Source organism: Verrucosispora sp. WMMD703 (assembly GCF_049178935.1).
Taxonomy (GTDB): Bacteria; Actinomycetota; Actinomycetes; order Mycobacteriales; family Micromonosporaceae; genus Micromonospora; species Micromonospora sediminimaris.
This window is the reverse complement of record NZ_JBMHMM010000004.1, coordinates 1-23,985: the sequence shown is the minus strand read 5'-3', so window position 1 is coordinate 23,985 and position 23,985 is coordinate 1. Positions and strand designations below refer to the sequence as shown.

Genomic DNA, 23,985 nt, shown 5'->3' with positions numbered 1-23,985 from the left:
CCCCTGACCGTCGCCTGGGCTCGTGGGGCAACGCATCTCCGTCTGTCGCTCTATCGTTCTCGCCATGTCGGAGGCGGAAAGCACCGAGCCGCACCGCCACGGCCGGTTGGATCGCCACCGTGATCTGACGGGTTACGTCCTGACGCCGCTGCTCACGCTCGCGGCGGCCCCGTTGGTGGCCTGCTGCACGGCGTTGCTGGCCGACGACGGTCAGGCGTACCCATCGGTGTGCGACCCGGTGCGGGCCGTCAACGGATGCGAGGAACGCGTTCTCGGCATCGTGGCCGGGCATGTCCTGTCTTTCGCCGCGCTCTGGCTGTTGCTGTGGGTGCTGCCATGGTGGCGGGGCCTGCGGATGGCACGGATCCTGCTCGCCGTCATCGCCTCCGCAGTGGTCGTCGCCCTGGTGCTGCGGATCGACTGATGTCCGCCTGCCGGCCTCGTCGTTGCACCGACGAGGCAGTTCACGTTGCGGCAGGCGATGTCGACCGTGCCCGTCGAGACGACTCAGGGCCGGTCCCCACTGGGGCCGGCCCTGTCGTTCGTGCTGCTCAGGTGAGCGGAGGATACGAGATTCGAACTCGTGAGGGTGTTAACCCAACACGCTTTCCAAGTCTGCTCAGCTTCGTACGTCCTTGATTCAACCAGTTCACCACTTCAGTGGGCTGTACCTGATGTCCGTCTACAGCCGCCCCCGTACGTGGACGAACGAGACGACAAGTGAGACGAGGGCAGGGCAGCAGCACTGCACCGTCTAGGGCCTGCCCCTGTCTCCGCTCTCTGTTGCCGGTGGGGTCGTTCTCTGCGTCGCAACGGGATCTTCAGCGGGCTGACGGGCCATCGGTGGCTGGGCCAAAATAACCGAATCCAACGCCCCGCTATCTCGTAATCCTTGGTAGAGGGGATCTAGCCGTATCCTGAGCGGAGTCAACTTACCCGCATCAAGTAGATCTCGTGTGGATTGGATAGCGTACTCGGTTTTTTCGAGCAATACCGCACGAACGTGCACGTAATATGGTTCCAGTCCACCTATGTCCCATGCCTCAACCTCGCGGCGCATTTTGCGTTCTTCACCTAGTTGTCGCATCGCGATCCACTGGCGAATTCGAAAATCGAGGTCATGCTGACGCGACAGACGGCCCCGGCTGGTGCGCAGAATTGTTGTCGTTATAGTCCTTACCGCGTTTTGATGGCCGCTCTCCGAAATTTCCTGGACCTTGCCTGACAGCCAGGCGATGGGAAGGATGGACCCCTTCTCGATCTGCAACAAGCATCCTGTCGTAAGCAGCGCGGCAAAGGCTGTCATGCGGTCAAGTGCTAGCGACAGATATGCCGGGTCAACTACGATCATGTTACCAGCTTCTGGGAGATCGTCGGTCCACCCTGCGTCTCGCAGCCGCGATAGGTACTGCTGGTTTGCCTTGCCATCGTTATGAACGACGAGATTACGTCGTGCAAAGATTTCCGCGAAGTGAGGCCAATGATCAGTCATATCACGAAACTTAACGCCAAAACCTCCGAACCATGATTCCCAGTCGGCTAGGCTTGCTCGAAGCAAGTCCTCCACTCGTCTCTCAATAACGTAATTTACTGCGGCCTGTACGCTGCCGAATTGGGTAAGCTGCGCCAAGGTTAACGTTGCGTCCGCTCCCCTTACCGCATCGGGGACTTTGTGCATTATGGCGGAGGCGACCTTGCCGATTAGTAGCTCGAAATCGCTGACGCTCAACATGAGTAGTGATTTGCATAGGGTTTCGGTGGGATCTGGCGTTATGGTCCTCGCTGTTCCCGCATTGAGGAGTCGGAAAACCAATTCATTGACATGTGGATCGGAAGTATTCGGTGCAATTGCCCGAGGCGTTTCCCACTTTTCACCCCTGCGCTGCGCGTCCACTGCTTCATGAAATAACCCGGCTAACTTTTCCAGTTGCCCAGTAAGTTGATCTAACTGCGTATTTGACATTGCCTCCAGTTCGGCTGAATAGAAATCAGGAAGCCTCTCTGGGGTTATTCCCACTGCTATCGAGGCAAGTCGCCGAACGGCAGCTGCACGGGCGAGATATCGGTTTCCCGCATTCACAACCTGAAGCTCGAACGCCCCGAACCGGTACTGGCCATCTTTCATGTCGCTCCCTTGTCGCTCCATGAGCTACAGCTAGGCGGTTGGATAATGAATGGCCCACCTCGTGCAGTTGGCATTTACTTGCCGCTATTCTGCTAGCAGCCCGGCTGGGATGTCTTTAAGTTCAATGACCTGGCCGGGTCCTATGAAGCGCCGAGCGACGAGCAGCCCGGCAGCGTGAGCTTCGGCCCCGGCGTGGCTGGCGGAAGCGTCAGCAATTAGCCACGGTGTAAAGCCCCGCTCGAATGCGTCAACAGCACCCTTCAAAACGCAACTTTCCGTTGCGATGCCGCAGAAGTAGAGATGGTCCCAGTCTTGCTGTTCAAACAGTCGAATGCCTTCATCTGTAAAGGGACTGTAGATCCTCTTGTCTAGAATCATCCCTCTTTTGACGAACGGGCGAAGTTCGGAGACAATGTCCGTTTCCGGGGGGGATTGAAGTCGCCGCCAACCGAAAAAGCGCTCGAACGGACTGCCGGGATAGTTCAGGTAGCGGGTGAAAACCGTCTCGCCGCCGGCTTCCTGCCAGCGGTCAACCAGACCCACGACGATAGGAACGATATGCGCCGACTGCTCGCGTACGAACCCGTTCTGCATGTCGGTCACGACAAGCACAGGGCGACCCGACGTCATTGGGCTCAACCTCGATTCGTATCGCGGAGGGTTTCGATGGCTTGGTCTAGTGCTGGCATTAGGTCGCACGTCCGCAGAATCGCTCGACGCATCGCCTGATGCTGTCCGGTCTCCCGCAGGCGAGAGACAGTCAGACGGGAGCGTACTCCACGGAGGTAGCGCCATCCATATTCCGGCGGCACCTGTGGGTCTTTCCCTTGCTCTACTTGACGGGCGATTGCGTCGCAATATGCCCACACGGATTGAATCGCAAGCTCACAGGAAGTCATCTCGGCTTCCGTCAAGGAGCGCTCGGCCGAGATTGGGTGGTACACGACGCCGGACCATGAGGCGTAGCCCGCTGAAATGCCGCGTACGCCGAATGACTCGATGCCCACATGGTCATACGCCTCAGAGAGCAACGACTGTTCGATTAGCTCTGCATGTGCCAGGTGTTCGTCATCCATGGCACGGTCTCGGTGCAGCAACACCTTTGGCGTCGACATAATGCGTAGCGCAGTCTCCAGCAACTCTGCCGGCCACGCTGGCTCAACAACCCAATGAGCACCCAGGACGTACACCGCAGACTCGTCAACCACGGGCGCGACGGGTGCGAGGTAGTCGATAGCCCACTTGATGTTGTCGCCGTACGAGACGGCCCGCCATGCTGCGAGCGCTGCGATCGTGGATAGCTGGACCGGCTCGACCAGGTGGAAGACTGTCGACCCGCACGGCCAGACGTAGAGCGTGCAGTCGCCTTCCGGGTGTTCGACGGGTGCCGAGTAGCAGGTATGCCACTCTCCTGTGGCCGGCGTGCAGCCCGTGACTTCCCGCAACCGGGCGGACCTCTCAGCGCCGACGAACGCTGTCACGAACTTGTGGGATCGCGCCGTGAAGTGCGGCCGATCTTCGGCGCTGCCGGTCAGTTCGCCGAACAGGTCGTGGGGCTTTGCGTCGTACGCCAGGCAGTAGAGCTGGCGGTAGATGGGGTCGGTGACCGCCACTCGCCCGGTCTCGTGGCGGTACATCGCCTTTTCGATGGCCTCAACGGTGGGCGTCTCGCGGATGCCGCGCTGCTGGCCAACGCGGTGCAGCTCCCGCGCGGCGCGCTTGCGCGACTCCCAACCGACCGCCTTCCGGCGGTTGACCAGCACAAGGTTCGGCTTGTACTGCCGAGGAACCTCAGTGGACATACGCCGTGTCCTTCGTGTCCGTGCGTAGGACCTGCCCGGAAGGCCGCCCGCCGGGCAGTCTCATTGGCAGGCGAGCAAGGTGCCGCCGCAGACGGGAACCGAGGACAGGAGGCACCAGATGATCCGACCTAGCCGGTGGTGCCTCGGCGCGGCCTCTCGGCCTGCCACTTTCGGATGGTCTCGGGCTGCCACGCCGGAGACCGGCCGAATACTCGGTCAGGCGCGGGAGCCTGCCCGCGTGAGACGTATGAAGCCCAGGTTGCGCGACTGATCGGGGCACCTACCGACGCGAGGTAGGTGCGTACGTGGTCCGTCGTCCACCAGTCGGCGGGCAGGTCAGCGTCAGTCATCAGTACAAGCCTACGTGGTACGGGTGCTTGCGCGAATACAACGTGGCGTTGTAGCGTCACGAATACAACGCCACGTTGTATCTCGTCAGTTGGGGTCCGAGGAAGGCAGTGCGTAGCAGCGCTGCGCGCCTACGTCCCGCTGTGCGGTTGGTCTTTGACAACTTCAGAGCAGAAGCGCCGCGTTTGATCTGGCTTGCGGTATTCCCGCCTTGAGTCACACGGTGGCCGACCCCTGTAGATCCAGGGCGAGCGGGCCGAGCGGGCTAGGTCTTGGCGCGCGGACTGTCTTCTGCCTCTCTGCATCTGCCCCGGGGTGGGGCGTCGCGCCGTTCTGGTGCGCGGCCTCACCCCGGTTTCCCGTCTTGATCCCCGCTTGTGGAGGTGAGCCGTCATGACCGTGAGCGTCTTCGCTGCCGTTCGAGTGACCACCAAGAACAGCGCCGTTTGGCGTACCTGCCACCGCTGCGGCGGGCTCGCCCCGCTGGCACCCGACGAGCGTCACTGCCGCCCCTGCCGGCCCGTGTTGCGCTCTCGCCGTTCTGGAAGGAACCGATCGAAGTGATCACCCACCTCCCCACCGCCACCGCTGAGCCGACCGCTGCTGACCTGGCCGCGATCGACACCGAGTGGCCGCTGATCGCCGCTGAACTCGACGTGCTCGACGCGCAGATCACCATGCTCTACGCCGAGGACCACGGCGGCCCGACCGCGCTGGACTGGCGTCGGCTGCGTCGGGCTGAGGCCCGCGTGACCCGCGCCGCCGCCGAGGTGGCCGCCCGCAGCACCGATCCGCAGCGCGCGGCCTGATGTCCCGCATCCGCGCCGCCTACTACGACCCGGACGGGTCGCGGTACGGCATCCCGACGTTCTGGTGGCGCGGCGCACCGCCGGGCTACGCCACCCGCCGCCAGCTGCGCGCCGCCGGCCTATGCCCAGGTGGTCAGCCGATCGCCGCGCAGATCCTCTGGCGCGGCATCGGTGGCACCCGCACCGCCTACCTGTACCGCCTCGATTTGGCCCGGCCGAAGCGCACCGCCACCCCCGCGCAGCTACGCGCGATCCGCGCGGCGTTGACCGCCCGCCGCACCTGCCCGACCTGCCGAGTTGTCCGGCCCTACTGCATCCCGCGCTCGCTCGGCGAGTGCGTCGACTGCGCCTACCCGATGGAGGAAGCAGCATGACCGCCCCCACGATCAACGGCACGAAGTATCCGCAGCCGGTAGAGGCACTGCTGCCGGCCGCTCGCGCTCTGGAACTGCCGGACGGGCAGGAGTTCCCGTCGCGCAACCGGCTGATGCGCGAGTTCCGCATCGGCGCGCCGAAGGCCGATGACCTGCTCGCCCGGCTGCGGGCCGAGCACGCCGAGCGGACCCGTACCGACACCCTGCGCTCGGCGATGGCCGTTCGGGGTGCGCTGCTGGCACCGCAGACCGACATCGACACGCCGCCCGCGCTTCGGTTGGACTACGCCGAGCCGATCGGCTCGGACCCGGCACCCACCCCGGTCGTGCCCGAGCACGCGCCACCGCCCGCCGAGCCGGTGAAGATCCCACCGCCCGCGCCGCCCGCCGAGGCCACGACGGTCGGTCACCCGGACACGCCCACCCCGGCAGCGCCGGTCCGGCCGGTGGCCGCGTGGCCGGTGATCCTGCTGGCGCTTCCCGCGTTCGTGGCGATCTGGTCCGGGTGGGTCGGCCTCGGCGGACTCACCGGGTTCGGGGTGGTGCACCCGCTACCCGGTATCGCGGACGGATTCGCGATCAATACCGCCATCACCCTGCCGATCGGCGTGGAGACGTACGGCGCGTACGCGCTGTACGTCTGGCTGTCCGGCCGGGTACCGCACCGGGCGCGTGAGTTCGCGAAGTGGTCGGCCATCGCCTCACTGCTGGTCGGTGCGCTCGGCCAGGTCGCCTATCACCTGCTCGTGGCACCGCCGAACGGTGCGCCGTGGTGGATCACCACCGCTGTGTCGGTGCTGCCGGTGGCGGTGCTCGGCATGGGCGCCGCACTGGCGCACCTGGTGCGCTCGCACGACTAGTTCCGCCCGGCGGCACGGCCCCTGGCTTCCCAACCTGCGCCGTGCCGCCGGTCCCTCTGCTGATCCGTAGACCGTTGGAGGAACCCCCATCATGACTGCCCCTGATGATGACCGTTTCGACTGGCAGGCCGCCGAGCGCGACCTGAACGCCCCCGGCCCGGATGCCGAGGTGGTCGACCTGGACGCCGCCCGGTCCCGCCGTCAATCCGCCGCCCCCGACAACGACCCGGCCGAGGCCACCATCGGCCCGCGACTGGTTGACTCGCCTGCCGCGCAGCGGTCCCCGCGGTTCACCGTGGCCGGGTTGCAGGACGCGAAGCGTCGGCCCATCGTGCCTGCGTGGCTGCGTTCGCGGGCCGAGCTGCGCGACGCGGCCCGGTGGACGGTCGGTCACCTGTTCCACGCTGGCACCTATCACCTGACCCGTAGCCCGAAGTACGTCGGGAAGTTGGCGTGGCGTGCCCCGCGCGGCGCGTACCGCATCCTGACGGGTTGGGGTCGGTGGTTGTTCGACCTGCAAGGCGAGCATGTGCGGCAGGTGTTGGCGGACAAGGGCGACGCCGAGTTGTACCTGAAGGTGTCGCGGTTGCGTGACCAGCGGGTGCGGTGGCGTGGGTTCGTCACCGCCGCCGTGGTGCTCGGCGTGCTCCCGGCGCTGGGTATCGCCTACGCGCTCGCCCCGCCCGAGGCCCGGTATGCCACCCTCGCCGCGCTGCTGGCCGCGTTGGGTGCGTTGGGCCGTCCGGCGGACAAGCCGCTGCTCGACACCGCCGTGGTCGTTCCCCGTGTGCAGAAGCTGACCTCGGATGTGGTGGTGCGGGCGTTGGGCAACCTCGGCATCACCGGCATCAACCAGGCCATCTCCAAGGGCGACCGGGGCAAGGACTGGTTTCCCGCCCCGATCACCCGTGACGGCCCCGGCTGGCGCGCGGATGTGGAGCTGCCCAACGGCGTCACCGCCACCGAGGTCATCGAGAAGCGGGAAAAGCTGGCCGCTGGCCTGTCCCGGCCGCTTGGCTGTGTGTGGCCGGAGGGACAGCCCGAGGTGCACCCCGGCCGCCTCGTGTTGTGGGTGGGCGATCAGGACATGTCGAAGGCCCGTAAGCCGGTGTGGCCGCTGCTCAAGGCAGGGACGGTGGACCTGTTCCGGCCGCAGCCGTTCGGCACCGACCCGCGCGGCCGGTGGGTCGAGCTGACGTTGATGTTCATGGCGATGGTCATCGGTTCCATCCCGCGTATGGGCAAGACGTTCGCGCTGCGGGAGGTGCTGCTGATCGCCGCGCTCGATCCGCGTGCGGAGATCCACGCCTACGACCTCAAGGGCACCGGTGACCTGTCCGCGTTGGAGCAGGTCGCGCACCGCTACCGCGCCGGTGAGGAAGACGAGGACATCGAGTACGCGGTGGCCGGTATGCGGGAGCTGCGCGACGAGTTGCGCCGCCGCGCCAAGGTGATCCGCGACCTGCCCCGCGACCTGTGCCCCGAGAACAAGGTCACCCCCGAGTTGGCGTCGAAGAAGTCGCTTGGCCTGCATCCGCTGGTCATCGGGGTGGACGAGTGCCAGAAGTGGTTCGAGCACCCCGAGTACGGCAAGGAGTTGGAGGCCATCTCCACCGACCTCGTGAAGCGCGGGCCGGCACTGGGGATCATCCCCGTGTTCGCCACGCAGCGGCCGGATGCCAAGAGCCTGCCGACCGGCATCTCGGCGAACGCGTCGACGCGGTTCTGCTTGAAGGTGATGGGGCAGACCGAGAACGACATGGTGCTCGGTACCTCGCAGTACAAGCAGGGCATCCGGGCGACCATGTTCGCCTGGACCGACAAGGGCACCGGCTACTTCGTCGGTGAGGGAGCCGACGCGAGGATCACCACCACCGTCAACATCGACGGACCCCTCGCCGAGCGGATCGCCGCCCGCGCTCGCGCCGCCCGCGAGGCTGCCGGACGGCTGACCGGGCACGCGCTCGGCGAGCAACCCGCAACCGCCCCGGCGCTGTCGTTCAACCTGCTGGAAGACATCACCGCCGTGGTTCCCGCAAATGAGGCCAAGGTGTGGTGCCGCACCGTCGCCGCCCGCCTGGCCGAGCTGCGCCCGGACACCTACGGCGGGTGGGACGCCGAGCAGGTGACCGTGGCCCTCAAGCCGTTCGGCGTGAAGGTCGGCCAGACGTGGGGCACCGATCCGGACACCGGCAAGGGAGCCAACCGAGGCGGTTTCGAACGCGCCGCCATCATCGCCGCCATCGCAGAGCGTAACCGCAAACGGGACGCGAGCTAACCCGCGATCGGTCCTAGGTCTAGGACCACACGACTCCTAGACCTAGGACCACCCCTAGGACGGCATCCGAACCCTGATCAGGACGCTAGGAATCTAGCGGCCTCCACCGAACACACCCCGAAACCGGCCCTGGAGGCTGTCATGGACCCCCGCACCCTGCTAGCCACCGCCCCCTGCCTCACCCTCGCCATACTCACCCTCGGTTACCTCGCCGCGTGCGTGGTCGTCCCGTTCGGACGCTGCCGCACCTGCCACGGCACCGGCCGCAAACGCTCCCCGATCAGCCGCGCCGGGCGGGAATGCCGCCGCTGCGCGGGCACCGGACTACGGCTGCGCGTCGGCCGGCACGTCATCAACCACATCAAAGACGAGTACCAGGCAGGCAAGCGATGAACCGCCACCGCAGCGCCCGCGACGGTCACACCGGCTGGTGCGCCGGTGGCCACCGCTGCAACCTCGGCGAACACCGCTCCGCCGAAATCGTGGTCGACGCTGGTCACGCGCGGGCGGTGCTCGTGCGCGTGCGGTCCGCCGCCGGCCGCGACCATGCCGAGGTGCGCGTCAGGGTGGCGCTCGCCCCGACCGAGGTGGCCGCACGCCGTCAGTTGGTCGGCCTGCTCGGCGACGTGCGCCAGGCCGTCACCCGCGCGGCGATCGCGGCGCAGCCTCGGCCGCGTCGGGCCGCGTGATGGCCGGGCCGCGCCGCGATGGCGCTTCCCCTCGCGATGCCCGGCTGTCCGGGTTGGAAATCTGGCTGACCGGCACACCGGCCGAGCTAGACGCCGCCACCGCTGCTTTCACCGCCGCCGGGCACCACGTCGCCCAACGCGGCACCCGCCGCCCGCTGACCGGCGCTGATGCCGGTCGGTGCCGCCTCTACCTGCGGCTGTCCATCGCCACCGCCACCCGGCCGTTAGGCCGCACGCCGGACACCGGCGGCGCGGCGCTGCTCGACCTGGACACCGCCCGCCGCAAGACCGCCTGATCAGGAGAACTTCCCCATGTCTGACCTGCTCACCGCCGCGCTCGGCCACGCCGAACGCGGATGGCATGTTTTTCCGCTCCGTCCCGACGGCAAGCGGCCCGCCTTCCCTGACCATGCGGCCGACCGGTGCACCGGCCGTGACCCTCGCTGCCGTGCCGGACACGTTGGGTGGGAGGTCCGGGCCACCACCGACCCGGACCGCATCCGCCGCGCATGGTCTGCCCGCCCGTACGGCATCGGCATCGCGTGCGGGCCGTCTCGGCTCGTGGTGGTCGACCTCGACACTCCGAAACAGCCCGCCGAGGTGAGCCACCGGGACGGCCTGGTGGTGCTCGCCGCACTGGCCGACTCCCACCGGGCGACCATCGATCCGACCTACACCGTGACCACCGGCCGAGGCGGCACCCACCTCTACTACCAACACCCGGCCACCGGCCCGGCTCTCCGGAACACGGCCGGGACGCTCGGGCCGATGGTCGACACCCGCGCCGCCGGTGGCTACGTCGTCGCCGCCGGCTCGACCGTCGCCGCACGGCCCTACACCGTCGCCCTCGACGTCGATCCCGCGCCGCTGCCCGGATGGCTCGCCGACCTGCTCGCCCCCGCACCACTGCCGGAACAGCGGCCCGTGGTGGTCGACCTCGGCACCGGCCGGGCCGGTGCCTATGTGCGGGCCGCCATCGCCCGGGAAGTCGACCGGGTGACCGCCGCCGCGCCGGGCGAGCGGAACCGCAGCCTGTACGTGGCCGCCGTCGCGCTCGGGCAACTCGTGGCCGGTGGCGCGCTGACCGAGGATGACGCTCACAGCGTGCTGGAACAGGCCGCAGTGTCGTCCGGGCTGCGCACCGCCGAGGCGTATCGCACCGTCCGATCCGGCCTGACCGCCGGTGCCCGCCGGCCTCGGACGGTGGCCGCATGAGCGCCGCCCGTCTCCACCTCGTGACCACCGACCACCCGCACACCACCGCCGAACAGTCGCCGGCCGGGCCGCTGTGGGATGTTCCAGTGCCCCTGACCGGCCCCACCACCGCGCCGCCGCCGTTCCCGGTGGAGGTGTTCCCCCGCTGGTTGGGCGACATGGTGACCGGGGTGGCCCGGTTCACTGCCACCGACCCGGCGATGGCCGGCACCCTCGCCATGGCCGTGCTGTCCGCGTGCGCGGGTGGCCGGTTGGAAGTCGAACCGGTGCCCGGGTGGCGGGAGCCGGTGAACGTCTTCGCCGCCGTCATCGCCGGCCCCGGCGAACGGAAGTCCCCGGTGCATCGGGCGATGACCGCGCCTCTGTTCGCCGCTCAGTCGACGCTCGCTGAGGCGGCGCGGCCTCGGATCGCTGAGGCCGCCGCGTTGCGGGATATCGCCGACCGGCAGGCCGAGCAGGCGAAGACGGCTGCGGCGAAGGCCAGCGACCCGCACAAGCGCGACGAAGCAGCGGCCGAGGCCGTCGCCGCTGCCATCGCCGCCGAGGCCATCACGGTTCCGACCTTGCCGAAACTGATCGTGGACGACGCCACCCCGGAAGCGCTGATCGGGTTGATGGCCGCGAACGGTGGACGGATGGCGATCATCTCGGATGAGGGCGGGATCTTCGACACCCTCGCCGGCCGGTACTCCGGTGCGCCGAACCTCGACCCCTACCTGAAAGGGCATGCGGGTCAGCCGATGAGCAACGAACGGCAGACCCGCGAAGGCGCATCCGTCGACAAGCCGGCGCTCACGGTGTGCGTGATGGCGCAGCCGACCGTGCTGCGCAAGTTCGGCGGGAACGCCGACCTGGCCGGGCGTGGCCTGCCGGCCCGGTTCCTGTTCGCCCTACCCCGATCCCTGGCGGGGTATCGGCCGGTGGACACGCCGCCGGTGCCGGAGCAGGTGACCGCCGGCTACCGCCACCGGGTACACGACCTGGCCGCGACGTTCGCCGAGTGGCCCGACCCGAACGTGGTCACCCTCACCGACGACGCCGGCCGCGTGCGGCGGGCCGCCGCCGAGCAGGTCGAAGCCGAGCTACGGCCCGGCGGCACCCTGTACGACATGCGCGAGTGGGGCAACAAGCTCACCGGCGCAACGCTGCGGCTGGCCGGGCTGTTGCACGTCGCGCACCATCCGACCGATGCGTGGCTGCGACCGATCGACGCCGACCGGATGACCGACGCCGTACGGCTGGCCGAGTTCTTCGCCGCGCACTACCGGGCCGCCCTCACCGCCATCGGCACCGACACGGCGGTGGAGAACGCCCGGTACGTGCTCGGCGTGCTCACCGGCAAGGGCATGACGACGTTCACCCGCCGGGAGCTACACCGCCGGGTGTCCCGCCGGCTACCGAAGTCCGATGACGTGTCGGCGGTGCTCGCCGAGCTGGCCGCGCTCGGATGGGTCCGCCACGGCCCGGACGGACGCTACGAACTGCACCCACGCGCCACCGCCGACGAGTCCGGAAGCGTTGACACGCTGACACCCGACCCCGACCCCGACGTTTCCGCAGGTCAAGACATGCGCGAGGGTGTCAACGGGTCGCGTTGACAGCCGTTGACAGGCGTTGACAACCCACCGCCGGCCCGCCCGGTGTCAACGGGTGTCAACGCCTGTCAACGGCCCCCGTTGACACCCGCGCACCCGCCGCTGCCTGCGGAAACGCTCGAATGTCGGCGGATTGTCAACGTGTCAACGCCTCCCGGCCCCACCACCCGACCGACAGCAGTCATCCGACCGGCTCGCCGGTGGCCGGAAACGGCCCGCTGAGAGCGACTGAGAGCGCCACGCCCTACGCCCTACACCGGAACACCCGAGATCTTGCCTCTGTGGCGCTCTCAGCGGGCCGTTCTGCGGCGTTCTGCGGTGATACCTCCCTATCCCTCCACAAGTGACCGCCACCGACCGGAAGGCCGCCACCGTGCGAATCAGGCTGCACGGCACACCCACTGAAACAGCCGCAGCACTCGCCGCCATCGCCCGAGTGCTGCACATCCGCTCTGCGTCCCGGCCCTACCCCGACCGCCGATCCCCGATGTTCCAGCGCATCTACCTCGACGCCACCCCGAGGGAGGACACCCGCCGATGAGCACCCCCGACAACCACCTGGTTCTGACCATCGAGCAAGCCGCAGAGCGACTCGGTATCGGCCGCACCACGATGTACGCCCTAATCAAGACGGGTCAGATTCGCACCGTCACGATCGGCCGTCTACGCCGAGTGCCCACCTTCTGCCTTGACGAGTACGTGCAGAGCCTCCTGGCCAACCCGACGCAACTCGACCACGCCGCCTGACGAAAGGAGCCCGTCGAATGGGAAGAAAGCCGAACGGCGCATCCAGCATCTACAAGGGCGGTGACGGCTACTGGCATGGCCGGGTAACTGTCGGCGTCAAGGACGACGGCAAGCCGGACCGGCGGCACGTTCAGGCGAAAACCGAGGCCGAGGTAATCCGCAAGGTGCGTGCCCTGGAACGGGAGCGCGACAACGGCACGGTTCGGAAGCCGGGTAGCCGCTGGACGGTCGAGAAGTGGCTAACGCATTGGGTCGAGAACATCGCCGGCCCGGTGGTGCGGACGAACACGCTCGACGGCTACCGGGTCGCCGTTCGTCGGCACCTGATTCCCGGTGTCGGTGCCCACCGCCTTGACCGCCTGGAGCCGGAACACCTGGAACGGCTTTACGTCCGGATGATGGCCAACGGCAGCGCGGCCGGCACCGCCCACCAGGCGCACCGGACCATCCGCACGGCACTCGGCGAAGCGGTCCGCCGTGGGCACCTCGCCCGGAACCCTGCCGCGTTGGCCAAGCCGCCCCGACTGCCGGATTCCGAGGTGCAGCCCTACTCCGTTCCGGAAGTACAGGCGATCCTGCGTGCGGCATCGTCACGGCGGAACAGCGCGCGATGGGCGGTGGCGTTGGCGCTTGGTCTGCGCCAGGGCGAAGCGCTCGGCCTGAAATGGTCAGACGTGGATTTGGACAACGGATCGTTGACCGTCCGCCGGGCACTACTTCGGCCGAAATGGCGGCACGGCTGCGACGGGAAGTGTGAACAGAAGTTGTCCGGTCAATGCCCCGAGCGGGTGAACGACCGCCCGATTGCGGCTGACACGAAATCGCGTGCTGGTCGACGCTCGATCGGTCTGCCGGATGCCCTGGTCGACCTGCTGCGCCGGCACCGGAAAGAACAGGACGCCGAGCGCGAAACCGCCGCGCAACTCTGGCGGGACGAGGGATGGGTATTTGCCTCGCCGACTGGCGAGGCGATCCACCAGGCGACGGACTACGACGAGTGGAAACGGCTTCTCAAGCTTGCCGGAGTGCGGGATGGCCGACTGCACGACGCTCGGCATACCGCCGCCACCGTGCTTCTGGTTCTCGGCGTCTCCGGCCGCGCCGTGATGGGCATCATGGGCTGGTCTAACTCGGCGATGGCCGTCCGGTACCAGCACATGACCGACCAGGTACGCCGGGACATCGCGCAGCAACTCGGCGGACTGCTCTGGGGTGACCCGCCGAGCGGGTCGGGGGAGAAGGCCACCGAGCCGCCGCCTGACGAGCCGGAGCAGGGCAAGTGAGACGACAACTGAGACGAGAGCGACCGTAGACACGACTCAGGGCCGGTCCCTTCGGGGGCCGGCCCTGTCGTTTTTCCAGCTCAGGTGAGCGGAGGATACGAGATTCGAACTCGTGAGGGTGTTAACCCAACACGCTTTCCAAGTCTGCTCAGCTTCGTACGTCCTTGATTCAACCAGTTCACCACTTCAGTGGGCTGTACCTGATGTCCGTCTACAGCCGCCCCCGTACGTGGACGAACGAGACGACAAGTGAGACGAGGGCAGGGCAGCAGCACTGCACCGTCTAGGGCCTGCCCCTGTCTCCGCTCTCTGTTGCCGGTGGGGTCGTTCTCTGCGTCGCAACGGGATCTTCAGCGGGCTGACGGGCCATCGGTGGCTGGGCCAAAATAACCGAATCCAACGCCCCGCTATCTCGTAATCCTTGGTAGAGGGGATCTAGCCGTATCCTGAGCGGAGTCAACTTACCCGCATCAAGTAGATCTCGTGTGGATTGGATAGCGTACTCGGTTTTTTCGAGCAATACCGCACGAACGTGCACGTAATATGGTTCCAGTCCACCTATGTCCCATGCCTCAACCTCGCGGCGCATTTTGCGTTCTTCACCTAGTTGTCGCATCGCGATCCACTGGCGAATTCGAAAATCGAGGTCATGCTGACGCGACAGACGGCCCCGGCTGGTGCGCAGAATTGTTGTCGTTATAGTCCTTACCGCGTTTTGATGGCCGCTCTCCGAAATTTCCTGGACCTTGCCTGACAGCCAGGCGATGGGAAGGATGGACCCCTTCTCGATCTGCAACAAGCATCCTGTCGTAAGCAGCGCGGCAAAGGCTGTCATGCGGTCAAGTGCTAGCGACAGATATGCCGGGTCAACTACGATCATGTTACCAGCTTCTGGGAGATCGTCGGTCCACCCTGCGTCTCGCAGCCGCGATAGGTACTGCTGGTTTGCCTTGCCATCGTTATGAACGACGAGATTACGTCGTGCAAAGATTTCCGCGAAGTGAGGCCAATGATCAGTCATATCACGAAACTTAACGCCAAAACCTCCGAACCATGATTCCCAGTCGGCTAGGCTTGCTCGAAGCAAGTCCTCCACTCGTCTCTCAATAACGTAATTTACTGCGGCCTGTACGCTGCCGAATTGGGTAAGCTGCGCCAAGGTTAACGTTGCGTCCGCTCCCCTTACCGCATCGGGGACTTTGTGCATTATGGCGGAGGCGACCTTGCCGATTAGTAGCTCGAAATCGCTGACGCTCAACATGAGTAGTGATTTGCATAGGGTTTCGGTGGGATCTGGCGTTATGGTCCTCGCTGTTCCCGCATTGAGGAGTCGGAAAACCAATTCATTGACATGTGGATCGGAAGTATTCGGTGCAATTGCCCGAGGCGTTTCCCACTTTTCACCCCTGCGCTGCGCGTCCACTGCTTCATGAAATAACCCGGCTAACTTTTCCAGTTGCCCAGTAAGTTGATCTAACTGCGTATTTGACATTGCCTCCAGTTCGGCTGAATAGAAATCAGGAAGCCTCTCTGGGGTTATTCCCACTGCTATCGAGGCAAGTCGCCGAACGGCAGCTGCACGGGCGAGATATCGGTTTCCCGCATTCACAACCTGAAGCTCGAACGCCCCGAACCGGTACTGGCCATCTTTCATGTCGCTCCCTTGTCGCTCCATGAGCTACAGCTAGGCGGTTGGATAATGAATGGCCCACCTCGTGCAGTTGGCATTTACTTGCCGCTATTCTGCTAGCAGCCCGGCTGGGATGTCTTTAAGTTCAATGACCTGGCCGGGTCCTATGAAGCGCCGAGCGACGAGCAGCCCGGCAGCGTGAGCTTCGGCCCCGGCGTGGCTGGCGGAAGCGTCAGCAATTAGCCACGGTGTAAAGCCCCGCTCGAATGCGTCAACAGCACCCTTCAAAACGCAACTTTCCGTTGCGATGCCGCAGAAGTAGAGATGGTCCCAGTCTTGCTGTTCAAACAGTCGAATGCCTTCATCTGTAAAGGGACTGTAGATCCTCTTGTCTAGAATCATCCCTCTTTTGACGAACGGGCGAAGTTCGGAGACAATGTCCGTTTCCGGGGGGGATTGAAGTCGCCGCCAACCGAAAAAGCGCTCGAACGGACTGCCGGGATAGTTCAGGTAGCGGGTGAAAACCGTCTCGCCGCCGGCTTCCTGCCAGCGGTCAACCAGACCCACGACGATAGGAACGATATGCGCCGACTGCTCGCGTACGAACCCGTTCTGCATGTCGGTCACGACAAGCACAGGGCGACCCGACGTCATTGGGCTCAACCTCGATTCGTATCGCGGAGGGTTTCGATGGCTTGGTCTAGTGCTGGCATTAGGTCGCACGTCCGCAGAATCGCTCGACGCATCGCCTGATGCTGTCCGGTCTCCCGCAGGCGAGAGACAGTCAGACGGGAGCGTACTCCACGGAGGTAGCGCCATCCATATTCCGGCGGCACCTGTGGGTCTTTCCCTTGCTCTACTTGACGGGCGATTGCGTCGCAATATGCCCACACGGATTGAATCGCAAGCTCACAGGAAGTCATCTCGGCTTCCGTCAAGGAGCGCTCGGCCGAGATTGGGTGGTACACGACGCCGGACCATGAGGCGTAGCCCGCTGAAATGCCGCGTACGCCGAATGACTCGATGCCCACATGGTCATACGCCTCAGAGAGCAACGACTGTTCGATTAGCTCTGCATGTGCCAGGTGTTCGTCATCCATGGCACGGTCTCGGTGCAGCAACACCTTTGGCGTCGACATAATGCGTAGCGCAGTCTCCAGCAACTCTGCCGGCCACGCTGGCTCAACAACCCAATGAGCACCCAGGACGTACACCGCAGACTCGTCAACCACGGGCGCGACGGGTGCGAGGTAGTCGATAGCCCACTTGATGTTGTCGCCGTACGAGACGGCCCGCCATGCTGCGAGCGCTGCGATCGTGGATAGCTGGACCGGCTCGACCAGGTGGAAGACTGTCGACCCGCACGGCCAGACGTAGAGCGTGCAGTCGCCTTCCGGGTGTTCGACGGGTGCCGAGTAGCAGGTATGCCACTCTCCTGTGGCCGGCGTGCAGCCCGTGACTTCCCGCAACCGGGCGGACCTCTCAGCGCCGACGAACGCTGTCACGAACTTGTGGGATCGCGCCGTGAAGTGCGGCCGATCTTCGGCGCTGCCGGTCAGTTCGCCGAACAGGTCGTGGGGCTTTGCGTCGTACGCCAGGCAGTAGAGCTGGCGGTAGATGGGGTCGGTGACCGCCACTCGCCCGGTCTCGTGGCGGTACATCGCCTTTTCGATGGCCTCAACGGTGGGCGTCTCGCGGATGCCGCGCTGCTGGCCAACGCGGTGCAGCTCCCGCGCGGCGCGCTTGCGCGACTCCCAACCGACCGCCTTCCGGCGGTTGACCAGCACAAGGTTCGGCTTGTACTGCCGAGGAACCTCAGTGGACATACGCCGTGTCCTTCGTGTCCGTGCGTAGGACCTGCCCGGAAGGCCGCCCGCCGGGCAGTCTCATTGGCAGGCGAGCAAGGTGCCGCCGCAGACGGGAACCGAGGACAGGAGGCACCAGATGATCCGACCTAGCCGGTGGTGCCTCGGCGCGGCCTCTCGGCCTGCCACTTTCGGATGGTCTCGGGCTGCCACGCCGGAGACCGGCCGAATACTCGGTCAGGCGCGGGAGCCTGCCCGCGTGAGACGTATGAAGCCCAGGTTGCGCGACTGATCGGGGCACCTACCGACGCGAGGTAGGTGCGTACGTGGTCCGTCGTCCACCAGTCGGCGGGCAGGTCAGCGTCAGTCATCAGTACAAGCCTACGTGGTACGGGTGCTTGCGCGAATACAACGTGGCGTTGTAGCGTCACGAATACAACGCCACGTTGTATCTCGTCAGTTGGGGTCCGAGGAAGGCAGTGCGTAGCAGCGCTGCGCGCCTACGTCCCGCTGTGCGGTTGGTCTTTGACAACTTCAGAGCAGAAGCGCCGCGTTTGATCTGGCTTGCGGTATTCCCGCCTTGAGTCACACGGTGGCCGACCCCTGTAGATCCAGGGCGAGCGGGCCGAGCGGGCTAGGTCTTGGCGCGCGGACTGTCTTCTGCCTCTCTGCATCTGCCCCGGGGTGGGGCGTCGCGCCGTTCTGGTGCGCGGCCTCACCCCGGTTTCCCGTCTTGATCCCCGCTTGTGGAGGTGAGCCGTCATGACCGTGAGCGTCTTCGCTGCCGTTCGAGTGACCACCAAGAACAGCGCCGTTTGGCGTACCTGCCACCGCTGCGGCGGGCTCGCCCCGCTGGCACCCGACGAGCGTCACTGCCGCCCCTGCCGGCCCGTGTTGCGCTCTCGCCGTTCTGGAAGGAACCGATCGAAGTGATCACCCACCTCCCCACCGCCACCGCTGAGCCGACCGCTGCTGACCTGGCCGCGATCGACACCGAGTGGCCGCTGATCGCCGCTGAACTCGACGTGCTCGACGCGCAGATCACCATGCTCTACGCCGAGGACCACGGCGGCCCGACCGCGCTGGACTGGCGTCGGCTGCGTCGGGCTGAGGCCCGCGTGACCCGCGCCGCCGCCGAGGTGGCCGCCCGCAGCACCGATCCGCAGCGCGCGGCCTGATGTCCCGCATCCGCGCCGCCTACTACGACCCGGACGGGTCGCGGTACGGCATCCCGACGTTCTGGTGGCGCGGCGCACCGCCGGGCTACGCCACCCGCCGCCAGCTGCGCGCCGCCGGCCTATGCCCAGGTGGTCAGCCGATCGCCGCGCAGATCCTCTGGCGCGGCATCGGTGGCACCCGCACCGCCTACCTGTACCGCCTCGATTTGGCCCGGCCGAAGCGCACCGCCACCCCCGCGCAGCTACGCGCGATCCGCGCGGCGTTGACCGCCCGCCGCACCTGCCCGACCTGCCGAGTTGTCCGGCCCTACTGCATCCCGCGCTCGCTCGGCGAGTGCGTCGACTGCGCCTACCCGATGGAGGAAGCAGCATGACCGCCCCCACGATCAACGGCACGAAGTATCCGCAGCCGGTAGAGGCACTGCTGCCGGCCGCTCGCGCTCTGGAACTGCCGGACGGGCAGGAGTTCCCGTCGCGCAACCGGCTGATGCGCGAGTTCCGCATCGGCGCGCCGAAGGCCGATGACCTGCTCGCCCGGCTGCGGGCCGAGCACGCCGAGCGGACCCGTACCGACACCCTGCGCTCGGCGATGGCCGTTCGGGGTGCGCTGCTGGCACCGCAGACCGACATCGACACGCCGCCCGCGCTTCGGTTGGACTACGCCGAGCCGATCGGCTCGGACCCGGCACCCACCCCGGTCGTGCCCGAGCACGCGCCACCGCCCGCCGAGCCGGTGAAGATCCCACCGCCCGCGCCGCCCGCCGAGGCCACGACGGTCGGTCACCCGGACACGCCCACCCCGGCAGCGCCGGTCCGGCCGGTGGCCGCGTGGCCGGTGATCCTGCTGGCGCTTCCCGCGTTCGTGGCGATCTGGTCCGGGTGGGTCGGCCTCGGCGGACTCACCGGGTTCGGGGTGGTGCACCCGCTACCCGGTATCGCGGACGGATTCGCGATCAATACCGCCATCACCCTGCCGATCGGCGTGGAGACGTACGGCGCGTACGCGCTGTACGTCTGGCTGTCCGGCCGGGTACCGCACCGGGCGCGTGAGTTCGCGAAGTGGTCGGCCATCGCCTCACTGCTGGTCGGTGCGCTCGGCCAGGTCGCCTATCACCTGCTCGTGGCACCGCCGAACGGTGCGCCGTGGTGGATCACCACCGCTGTGTCGGTGCTGCCGGTGGCGGTGCTCGGCATGGGCGCCGCACTGGCGCACCTGGTGCGCTCGCACGACTAGTTCCGCCCGGCGGCACGGCCCCTGGCTTCCCAACCTGCGCCGTGCCGCCGGTCCCTCTGCTGATCCGTAGACCGTTGGAGGAACCCCCATCATGACTGCCCCTGATGATGACCGTTTCGACTGGCAGGCCGCCGAGCGCGACCTGAACGCCCCCGGCCCGGATGCCGAGGTGGTCGACCTGGACGCCGCCCGGTCCCGCCGTCAATCCGCCGCCCCCGACAACGACCCGGCCGAGGCCACCATCGGCCCGCGACTGGTTGACTCGCCTGCCGCGCAGCGGTCCCCGCGGTTCACCGTGGCCGGGTTGCAGGACGCGAAGCGTCGGCCCATCGTGCCTGCGTGGCTGCGTTCGCGGGCCGAGCTGCGCGACGCGGCCCGGTGGACGGTCGGTCACCTGTTCCACGCTGGCACCTATCACCTGACCCGTAGCCCGAAGTACGTCGGGAAGTTGGCGTGGCGTGCCCCGCGCGGCGCGTACCGCATCCTGACGGGTTGGGGTCGGTGGTTGTTCGACCTGCAAGGCGAGCATGTGCGGCAGGTGTTGGCGGACAAGGGCGACGCCGAGTTGTACCTGAAGGTGTCGCGGTTGCGTGACCAGCGGGTGCGGTGGCGTGGGTTCGTCACCGCCGCCGTGGTGCTCGGCGTGCTCCCGGCGCTGGGTATCGCCTACGCGCTCGCCCCGCCCGAGGCCCGGTATGCCACCCTCGCCGCGCTGCTGGCCGCGTTGGGTGCGTTGGGCCGTCCGGCGGACAAGCCGCTGCTCGACACCGCCGTGGTCGTTCCCCGTGTGCAGAAGCTGACCTCGGATGTGGTGGTGCGGGCGTTGGGCAACCTCGGCATCACCGGCATCAACCAGGCCATCTCCAAGGGCGACCGGGGCAAGGACTGGTTTCCCGCCCCGATCACCCGTGACGGCCCCGGCTGGCGCGCGGATGTGGAGCTGCCCAACGGCGTCACCGCCACCGAGGTCATCGAGAAGCGGGAAAAGCTGGCCGCTGGCCTGTCCCGGCCGCTTGGCTGTGTGTGGCCGGAGGGACAGCCCGAGGTGCACCCCGGCCGCCTCGTGTTGTGGGTGGGCGATCAGGACATGTCGAAGGCCCGTAAGCCGGTGTGGCCGCTGCTCAAGGCAGGGACGGTGGACCTGTTCCGGCCGCAGCCGTTCGGCACCGACCCGCGCGGCCGGTGGGTCGAGCTGACGTTGATGTTCATGGCGATGGTCATCGGTTCCATCCCGCGTATGGGCAAGACGTTCGCGCTGCGGGAGGTGCTGCTGATCGCCGCGCTCGATCCGCGTGCGGAGATCCACGCCTACGACCTCAAGGGCACCGGTGACCTGTCCGCGTTGGAGCAGGTCGCGCACCGCTACCGCGCCGGTGAGGAAGACGAGGACATCGAGTACGCGGTGGCCGGTATGCGGGAGCTGCGCGACGAGTTGCGCCGCCGCGCCAAGGTGATCCGCGACCTGCCCCGCGACCTGTGCCCCGAGAACAAGGTCACCCCCGAGTTGGCGTCGAAGAAGTCGCTTGGCCTGCATCCGCTGGTCATCGGGGTGGACGAGTGCCAGAAGTGGTTCGAGCACCCCGAGTACGGCAAGGAGTTGGAGGCCATCTCCACCGACCTCGTGAAGCGCGGGCCGGCACTGGGGATCATCCCCGTGTTCGCCACGCAGCGGCCGGATGCCAAGAGCCTGCCGACCGGCATCTCGGCGAACGCGTCGACGCGGTTCTGCTTGAAGGTGATGGGGCAGACCGAGAACGACATGGTGCTCGGTACCTCGCAGTACAAGCAGGGCATCCGGGCGACCATGTTCGCCTGGACCGACAAGGGCACCGGCTACTTCGTCGGTGAGGGAGCCGACGCGAGGATCACCACCACCGTCAACATCGACGGACCCCTCGCCGAGCGGATCGCCGCCCGCGCTCGCGCCGCCCGCGAGGCTGCCGGACGGCTGACCGGGCACGCGCTCGGCGAGCAACCCGCAACCGCCCCGGCGCTGTCGTTCAACCTGCTGGAAGACATCACCGCCGTGGTTCCCGCAAATGAGGCCAAGGTGTGGTGCCGCACCGTCGCCGCCCGCCTGGCCGAGCTGCGCCCGGACACCTACGGCGGGTGGGACGCCGAGCAGGTGACCGTGGCCCTCAAGCCGTTCGGCGTGAAGGTCGGCCAGACGTGGGGCACCGATCCGGACACCGGCAAGGGAGCCAACCGAGGCGGTTTCGAACGCGCCGCCATCATCGCCGCCATCGCAGAGCGTAACCGCAAACGGGACGCGAGCTAACCCGCGATCGGTCCTAGGTCTAGGACCACACGACTCCTAGACCTAGGACCACCCCTAGGACGGCATCCGAACCCTGATCAGGACGCTAGGAATCTAGCGGCCTCCACCGAACACACCCCGAAACCGGCCCTGGAGGCTGTCATGGACCCCCGCACCCTGCTAGCCACCGCCCCCTGCCTCACCCTCGCCATACTCACCCTCGGTTACCTCGCCGCGTGCGTGGTCGTCCCGTTCGGACGCTGCCGCACCTGCCACGGCACCGGCCGCAAACGCTCCCCGATCAGCCGCGCCGGGCGGGAATGCCGCCGCTGCGCGGGCACCGGACTACGGCTGCGCGTCGGCCGGCACGTCATCAACCACATCAAAGACGAGTACCAGGCAGGCAAGCGATGAACCGCCACCGCAGCGCCCGCGACGGTCACACCGGCTGGTGCGCCGGTGGCCACCGCTGCAACCTCGGCGAACACCGCTCCGCCGAAATCGTGGTCGACGCTGGTCACGCGCGGGCGGTGCTCGTGCGCGTGCGGTCCGCCGCCGGCCGCGACCATGCCGAGGTGCGCGTCAGGGTGGCGCTCGCCCCGACCGAGGTGGCCGCACGCCGTCAGTTGGTCGGCCTGCTCGGCGACGTGCGCCAGGCCGTCACCCGCGCGGCGATCGCGGCGCAGCCTCGGCCGCGTCGGGCCGCGTGATGGCCGGGCCGCGCCGCGATGGCGCTTCCCCTCGCGATGCCCGGCTGTCCGGGTTGGAAATCTGGCTGACCGGCACACCGGCCGAGCTAGACGCCGCCACCGCTGCTTTCACCGCCGCCGGGCACCACGTCGCCCAACGCGGCACCCGCCGCCCGCTGACCGGCGCTGATGCCGGTCGGTGCCGCCTCTACCTGCGGCTGTCCATCGCCACCGCCACCCGGCCGTTAGGCCGCACGCCGGACACCGGCGGCGCGGCGCTGCTCGACCTGGACACCGCCCGCCGCAAGACCGCCTGATCAGGAGAACTTCCCCATGTCTGACCTGCTCACCGCCGCGCTCGGCCACGCCGAACGCGGATGGCATGTTTTTCCGCTCCGTCCCGACGGCAAGCGGCCCGCCTTCCCTGACCATGCGGCCGACCGGTGCACCGGCCGTGACCCTCGCTGCCGTGCCGGACACGTTGGGTGGGAGGTCCGGGCCACCACCGACCCGGACCGCATCCGCCGCGCATGGTCTGCCCGCCCGTACGGCATCGGCATCGCGTGCGGGCCGTCTCGGCTCGTGGTGGTCGACCTCGACACTCCGAAACAGCCCGCCGAGGTGAGCCACCGGGACGGCCTGGTGGTGCTCGCCGCACTGGCCGACTCCCACCGGGCGACCATCGATCCGACCTACACCGTGACCACCGGCCGAGGCGGCACCCACCTCTACTACCAACACCCGGCCACCGGCCCGGCTCTCCGGAACACGGCCGGGACGCTCGGGCCGATGGTCGACACCCGCGCCGCCGGTGGCTACGTCGTCGCCGCCGGCTCGACCGTCGCCGCACGGCCCTACACCGTCGCCCTCGACGTCGATCCCGCGCCGCTGCCCGGATGGCTCGCCGACCTGCTCGCCCCCGCACCACTGCCGGAACAGCGGCCCGTGGTGGTCGACCTCGGCACCGGCCGGGCCGGTGCCTATGTGCGGGCCGCCATCGCCCGGGAAGTCGACCGGGTGACCGCCGCCGCGCCGGGCGAGCGGAACCGCAGCCTGTACGTGGCCGC

Annotated in this window: 27 protein-coding genes; 21 read left to right on the top strand and 6 right to left on the bottom strand. The window is 67.3% G+C overall.

Going from position 1 to position 23,985, the window contains the following annotated elements; genetic code table 11:
* The first annotated feature begins 64 nt into the window (after positions 1-64).
* Positions 65-424, top strand: coding sequence for a hypothetical protein (locus ACN26Z_RS00685; RefSeq protein ID WP_282236544.1), 360 nt, complete (start codon positions 65-67; stop codon positions 422-424).
* Positions 425-754: 330 nt separating this feature from the next.
* On the opposite strand, the gene ACN26Z_RS00680 is transcribed toward ACN26Z_RS00685, so the two are convergent.
* The 3 genes from ACN26Z_RS00680 to ACN26Z_RS00670 form a co-directional block, all read right to left on the bottom strand.
* Positions 755-2,125: a hypothetical protein gene (locus ACN26Z_RS00680; protein ID WP_421459568.1), complete on the bottom strand. Its 1,371-nt coding sequence runs from the start codon at positions 2,123-2,125 to the stop codon at positions 755-757.
* Positions 2,126-2,209: 84 nt separating this feature from the next.
* On the bottom strand, positions 2,210-2,755 hold the full coding sequence (locus ACN26Z_RS00675; RefSeq protein WP_421459567.1) for a cysteine hydrolase: 546 nt from the start codon (positions 2,753-2,755) through the stop codon (positions 2,210-2,212).
* 5 nt (positions 2,756-2,760) lie between these two features.
* Positions 2,761-3,927 carry a hypothetical protein gene (locus ACN26Z_RS00670; RefSeq protein ID WP_421459566.1) on the bottom strand — a complete coding sequence of 389 codons (1,167 nt, stop codon included), beginning with the start codon at positions 3,925-3,927 and terminating at the stop codon, positions 2,761-2,763.
* Positions 3,928-4,835: 908 nt separating this feature from the next.
* Here ACN26Z_RS00670 and ACN26Z_RS00665 point away from each other — a divergent pair.
* The 12 genes from ACN26Z_RS00665 (at position 4,836) to ACN26Z_RS00610 (ending at position 14,125) form a co-directional block, all read left to right on the top strand.
* The gene (locus ACN26Z_RS00665; protein WP_421459565.1) at positions 4,836-5,084 is read left to right on the top strand and encodes a DUF6284 family protein; all 249 of its coding nucleotides are present in this window, start codon (positions 4,836-4,838) and stop codon (positions 5,082-5,084) included.
* Entirely contained in the window at positions 5,084-5,458 is a 375-nt protein-coding gene (locus tag ACN26Z_RS00660) for an RRQRL motif-containing zinc-binding protein (RefSeq protein ID WP_421459564.1), read from the top strand. The genes ACN26Z_RS00665 and ACN26Z_RS00660 overlap by 1 nt, the downstream gene beginning before the upstream one ends.
* Positions 5,455-6,318, top strand: a complete 864-nt coding sequence (locus tag ACN26Z_RS00655) for an ABC transporter permease (protein ID WP_421459563.1) — start codon at positions 5,455-5,457, stop codon at positions 6,316-6,318. The genes ACN26Z_RS00660 and ACN26Z_RS00655 overlap by 4 nt, the downstream gene beginning before the upstream one ends.
* A gap of 91 nt (positions 6,319-6,409) precedes the next feature.
* The gene (locus ACN26Z_RS00650; RefSeq protein ID WP_421459562.1) at positions 6,410-8,596 is read left to right on the top strand and encodes a cell division protein FtsK; all 2,187 of its coding nucleotides are present in this window, start codon (positions 6,410-6,412) and stop codon (positions 8,594-8,596) included.
* 141 nt (positions 8,597-8,737) lie between these two features.
* On the top strand, positions 8,738-8,989 hold the full coding sequence (locus tag ACN26Z_RS00645; protein ID WP_421459561.1) for a hypothetical protein: 252 nt from the start codon (positions 8,738-8,740) through the stop codon (positions 8,987-8,989).
* A complete protein-coding gene (locus tag ACN26Z_RS00640; protein WP_421459560.1) occupies positions 8,986-9,285 on the top strand; it encodes a hypothetical protein in 300 nt (99 codons plus the stop codon). Before ACN26Z_RS00645 ends, ACN26Z_RS00640 begins: the two co-directional genes overlap by 4 nt.
* Positions 9,286-9,338: 53 nt before the next feature.
* Entirely contained in the window at positions 9,339-9,581 is a 243-nt protein-coding gene (locus ACN26Z_RS00635; protein ID WP_421459559.1) for a hypothetical protein, read from the top strand.
* Between the two features lie 16 nt (positions 9,582-9,597).
* Positions 9,598-10,500, top strand: a complete 903-nt coding sequence (locus tag ACN26Z_RS00630) for a bifunctional DNA primase/polymerase (protein WP_421459574.1) — start codon at positions 9,598-9,600, stop codon at positions 10,498-10,500.
* Complete coding sequence (locus tag ACN26Z_RS00625; RefSeq protein ID WP_421459573.1) at positions 10,497-12,098, top strand: YfjI family protein; 1,602 nt, start codon at positions 10,497-10,499, stop codon at positions 12,096-12,098. The genes ACN26Z_RS00630 and ACN26Z_RS00625 overlap by 4 nt, the downstream gene beginning before the upstream one ends.
* A gap of 340 nt (positions 12,099-12,438) precedes the next feature.
* A complete protein-coding gene (locus tag ACN26Z_RS00620) occupies positions 12,439-12,636 on the top strand; it encodes a hypothetical protein (RefSeq protein ID WP_421464741.1) in 198 nt (65 codons plus the stop codon).
* A complete protein-coding gene (locus ACN26Z_RS00615; RefSeq protein WP_421459572.1) occupies positions 12,633-12,842 on the top strand; it encodes a helix-turn-helix domain-containing protein in 210 nt (69 codons plus the stop codon). Before ACN26Z_RS00620 ends, ACN26Z_RS00615 begins: the two co-directional genes overlap by 4 nt.
* Positions 12,843-12,859: 17 nt before the next feature.
* A complete protein-coding gene (locus tag ACN26Z_RS00610) occupies positions 12,860-14,125 on the top strand; it encodes a tyrosine-type recombinase/integrase (protein ID WP_421459571.1) in 1,266 nt (421 codons plus the stop codon).
* 283 nt (positions 14,126-14,408) lie between these two features.
* Here ACN26Z_RS00610 and ACN26Z_RS00605 read toward each other — a convergent pair whose 3' ends face one another.
* The 3 genes from ACN26Z_RS00605 to ACN26Z_RS00595 form a co-directional block, all read right to left on the bottom strand.
* On the bottom strand, positions 14,409-15,779 hold the full coding sequence (locus ACN26Z_RS00605) for a hypothetical protein (protein WP_421459568.1): 1,371 nt from the start codon (positions 15,777-15,779) through the stop codon (positions 14,409-14,411).
* Positions 15,780-15,863: 84 nt separating this feature from the next.
* Complete coding sequence (locus ACN26Z_RS00600) at positions 15,864-16,409, bottom strand: cysteine hydrolase (RefSeq protein WP_421459567.1); 546 nt, start codon at positions 16,407-16,409, stop codon at positions 15,864-15,866.
* A gap of 5 nt (positions 16,410-16,414) precedes the next feature.
* A complete protein-coding gene (locus ACN26Z_RS00595) occupies positions 16,415-17,581 on the bottom strand; it encodes a hypothetical protein (protein WP_421459566.1) in 1,167 nt (388 codons plus the stop codon).
* Positions 17,582-18,489: 908 nt separating this feature from the next.
* Between ACN26Z_RS00595 and ACN26Z_RS00590 the strand changes: the two genes are divergently transcribed.
* The 8 genes from ACN26Z_RS00590 to ACN26Z_RS00555 all read left to right on the top strand — a co-directional run.
* The gene (locus ACN26Z_RS00590) at positions 18,490-18,738 is read left to right on the top strand and encodes a DUF6284 family protein (RefSeq protein ID WP_421459565.1); all 249 of its coding nucleotides are present in this window, start codon (positions 18,490-18,492) and stop codon (positions 18,736-18,738) included.
* A complete protein-coding gene (locus ACN26Z_RS00585) occupies positions 18,738-19,112 on the top strand; it encodes an RRQRL motif-containing zinc-binding protein (RefSeq protein ID WP_421459564.1) in 375 nt (124 codons plus the stop codon). The genes ACN26Z_RS00590 and ACN26Z_RS00585 overlap by 1 nt, the downstream gene beginning before the upstream one ends.
* Complete coding sequence (locus tag ACN26Z_RS00580; protein WP_421459563.1) at positions 19,109-19,972, top strand: ABC transporter permease; 864 nt, start codon at positions 19,109-19,111, stop codon at positions 19,970-19,972. Before ACN26Z_RS00585 ends, ACN26Z_RS00580 begins: the two co-directional genes overlap by 4 nt.
* Positions 19,973-20,063: 91 nt before the next feature.
* Complete coding sequence (locus tag ACN26Z_RS00575) at positions 20,064-22,250, top strand: cell division protein FtsK (protein ID WP_421459562.1); 2,187 nt, start codon at positions 20,064-20,066, stop codon at positions 22,248-22,250.
* Positions 22,251-22,391: 141 nt separating this feature from the next.
* Positions 22,392-22,643, top strand: coding sequence for a hypothetical protein (locus ACN26Z_RS00570; RefSeq protein ID WP_421459561.1), 252 nt, complete (start codon positions 22,392-22,394; stop codon positions 22,641-22,643).
* Complete coding sequence (locus tag ACN26Z_RS00565; protein ID WP_421459560.1) at positions 22,640-22,939, top strand: hypothetical protein; 300 nt, start codon at positions 22,640-22,642, stop codon at positions 22,937-22,939. Before ACN26Z_RS00570 ends, ACN26Z_RS00565 begins: the two co-directional genes overlap by 4 nt.
* Positions 22,940-22,992: 53 nt before the next feature.
* Positions 22,993-23,235, top strand: coding sequence for a hypothetical protein (locus tag ACN26Z_RS00560; RefSeq protein ID WP_421459559.1), 243 nt, complete (start codon positions 22,993-22,995; stop codon positions 23,233-23,235).
* A gap of 16 nt (positions 23,236-23,251) precedes the next feature.
* Positions 23,252-23,985: bifunctional DNA primase/polymerase (locus ACN26Z_RS00555; RefSeq protein ID WP_421459570.1), on the top strand; the 734-nt coding region annotated here is incomplete at its 3' end.

Coding starts and splice junctions, on each gene's coding strand:
- ACN26Z_RS00615 (WP_421459572.1), top strand. CDS start 12,633: ATGAGCACCCCCGACAACCACCTGGTTCTGACCATCGAGCAAGCCGCA.
- ACN26Z_RS00585 (WP_421459564.1), top strand. CDS start 18,738: ATGTCCCGCATCCGCGCCGCCTACTACGACCCGGACGGGTCGCGGTAC.
- ACN26Z_RS00630 (WP_421459574.1), top strand. CDS start 9,598: ATGTCTGACCTGCTCACCGCCGCGCTCGGCCACGCCGAACGCGGATGG.
- ACN26Z_RS00575 (WP_421459562.1), top strand. CDS start 20,064: ATGACTGCCCCTGATGATGACCGTTTCGACTGGCAGGCCGCCGAGCGC.
- ACN26Z_RS00600 (WP_421459567.1), bottom strand. CDS start 16,409: ATGACGTCGGGTCGCCCTGTGCTTGTCGTGACCGACATGCAGAACGGG.
- ACN26Z_RS00625 (WP_421459573.1), top strand. CDS start 10,497: ATGAGCGCCGCCCGTCTCCACCTCGTGACCACCGACCACCCGCACACC.
- ACN26Z_RS00580 (WP_421459563.1), top strand. CDS start 19,109: ATGACCGCCCCCACGATCAACGGCACGAAGTATCCGCAGCCGGTAGAG.
- ACN26Z_RS00650 (WP_421459562.1), top strand. CDS start 6,410: ATGACTGCCCCTGATGATGACCGTTTCGACTGGCAGGCCGCCGAGCGC.
- ACN26Z_RS00680 (WP_421459568.1), bottom strand. CDS start 2,125: ATGAAAGATGGCCAGTACCGGTTCGGGGCGTTCGAGCTTCAGGTTGTG.
- ACN26Z_RS00565 (WP_421459560.1), top strand. CDS start 22,640: ATGAACCGCCACCGCAGCGCCCGCGACGGTCACACCGGCTGGTGCGCC.
- ACN26Z_RS00675 (WP_421459567.1), bottom strand. CDS start 2,755: ATGACGTCGGGTCGCCCTGTGCTTGTCGTGACCGACATGCAGAACGGG.
- ACN26Z_RS00570 (WP_421459561.1), top strand. CDS start 22,392: ATGGACCCCCGCACCCTGCTAGCCACCGCCCCCTGCCTCACCCTCGCC.
- ACN26Z_RS00605 (WP_421459568.1), bottom strand. CDS start 15,779: ATGAAAGATGGCCAGTACCGGTTCGGGGCGTTCGAGCTTCAGGTTGTG.
- ACN26Z_RS00670 (WP_421459566.1), bottom strand. CDS start 3,927: ATGTCCACTGAGGTTCCTCGGCAGTACAAGCCGAACCTTGTGCTGGTC.
- ACN26Z_RS00660 (WP_421459564.1), top strand. CDS start 5,084: ATGTCCCGCATCCGCGCCGCCTACTACGACCCGGACGGGTCGCGGTAC.
- ACN26Z_RS00640 (WP_421459560.1), top strand. CDS start 8,986: ATGAACCGCCACCGCAGCGCCCGCGACGGTCACACCGGCTGGTGCGCC.
- ACN26Z_RS00655 (WP_421459563.1), top strand. CDS start 5,455: ATGACCGCCCCCACGATCAACGGCACGAAGTATCCGCAGCCGGTAGAG.
- ACN26Z_RS00645 (WP_421459561.1), top strand. CDS start 8,738: ATGGACCCCCGCACCCTGCTAGCCACCGCCCCCTGCCTCACCCTCGCC.
- ACN26Z_RS00595 (WP_421459566.1), bottom strand. CDS start 17,581: ATGTCCACTGAGGTTCCTCGGCAGTACAAGCCGAACCTTGTGCTGGTC.
- ACN26Z_RS00685 (WP_282236544.1), top strand. CDS start 65: ATGTCGGAGGCGGAAAGCACCGAGCCGCACCGCCACGGCCGGTTGGAT.
- ACN26Z_RS00610 (WP_421459571.1), top strand. CDS start 12,860: ATGGGAAGAAAGCCGAACGGCGCATCCAGCATCTACAAGGGCGGTGAC.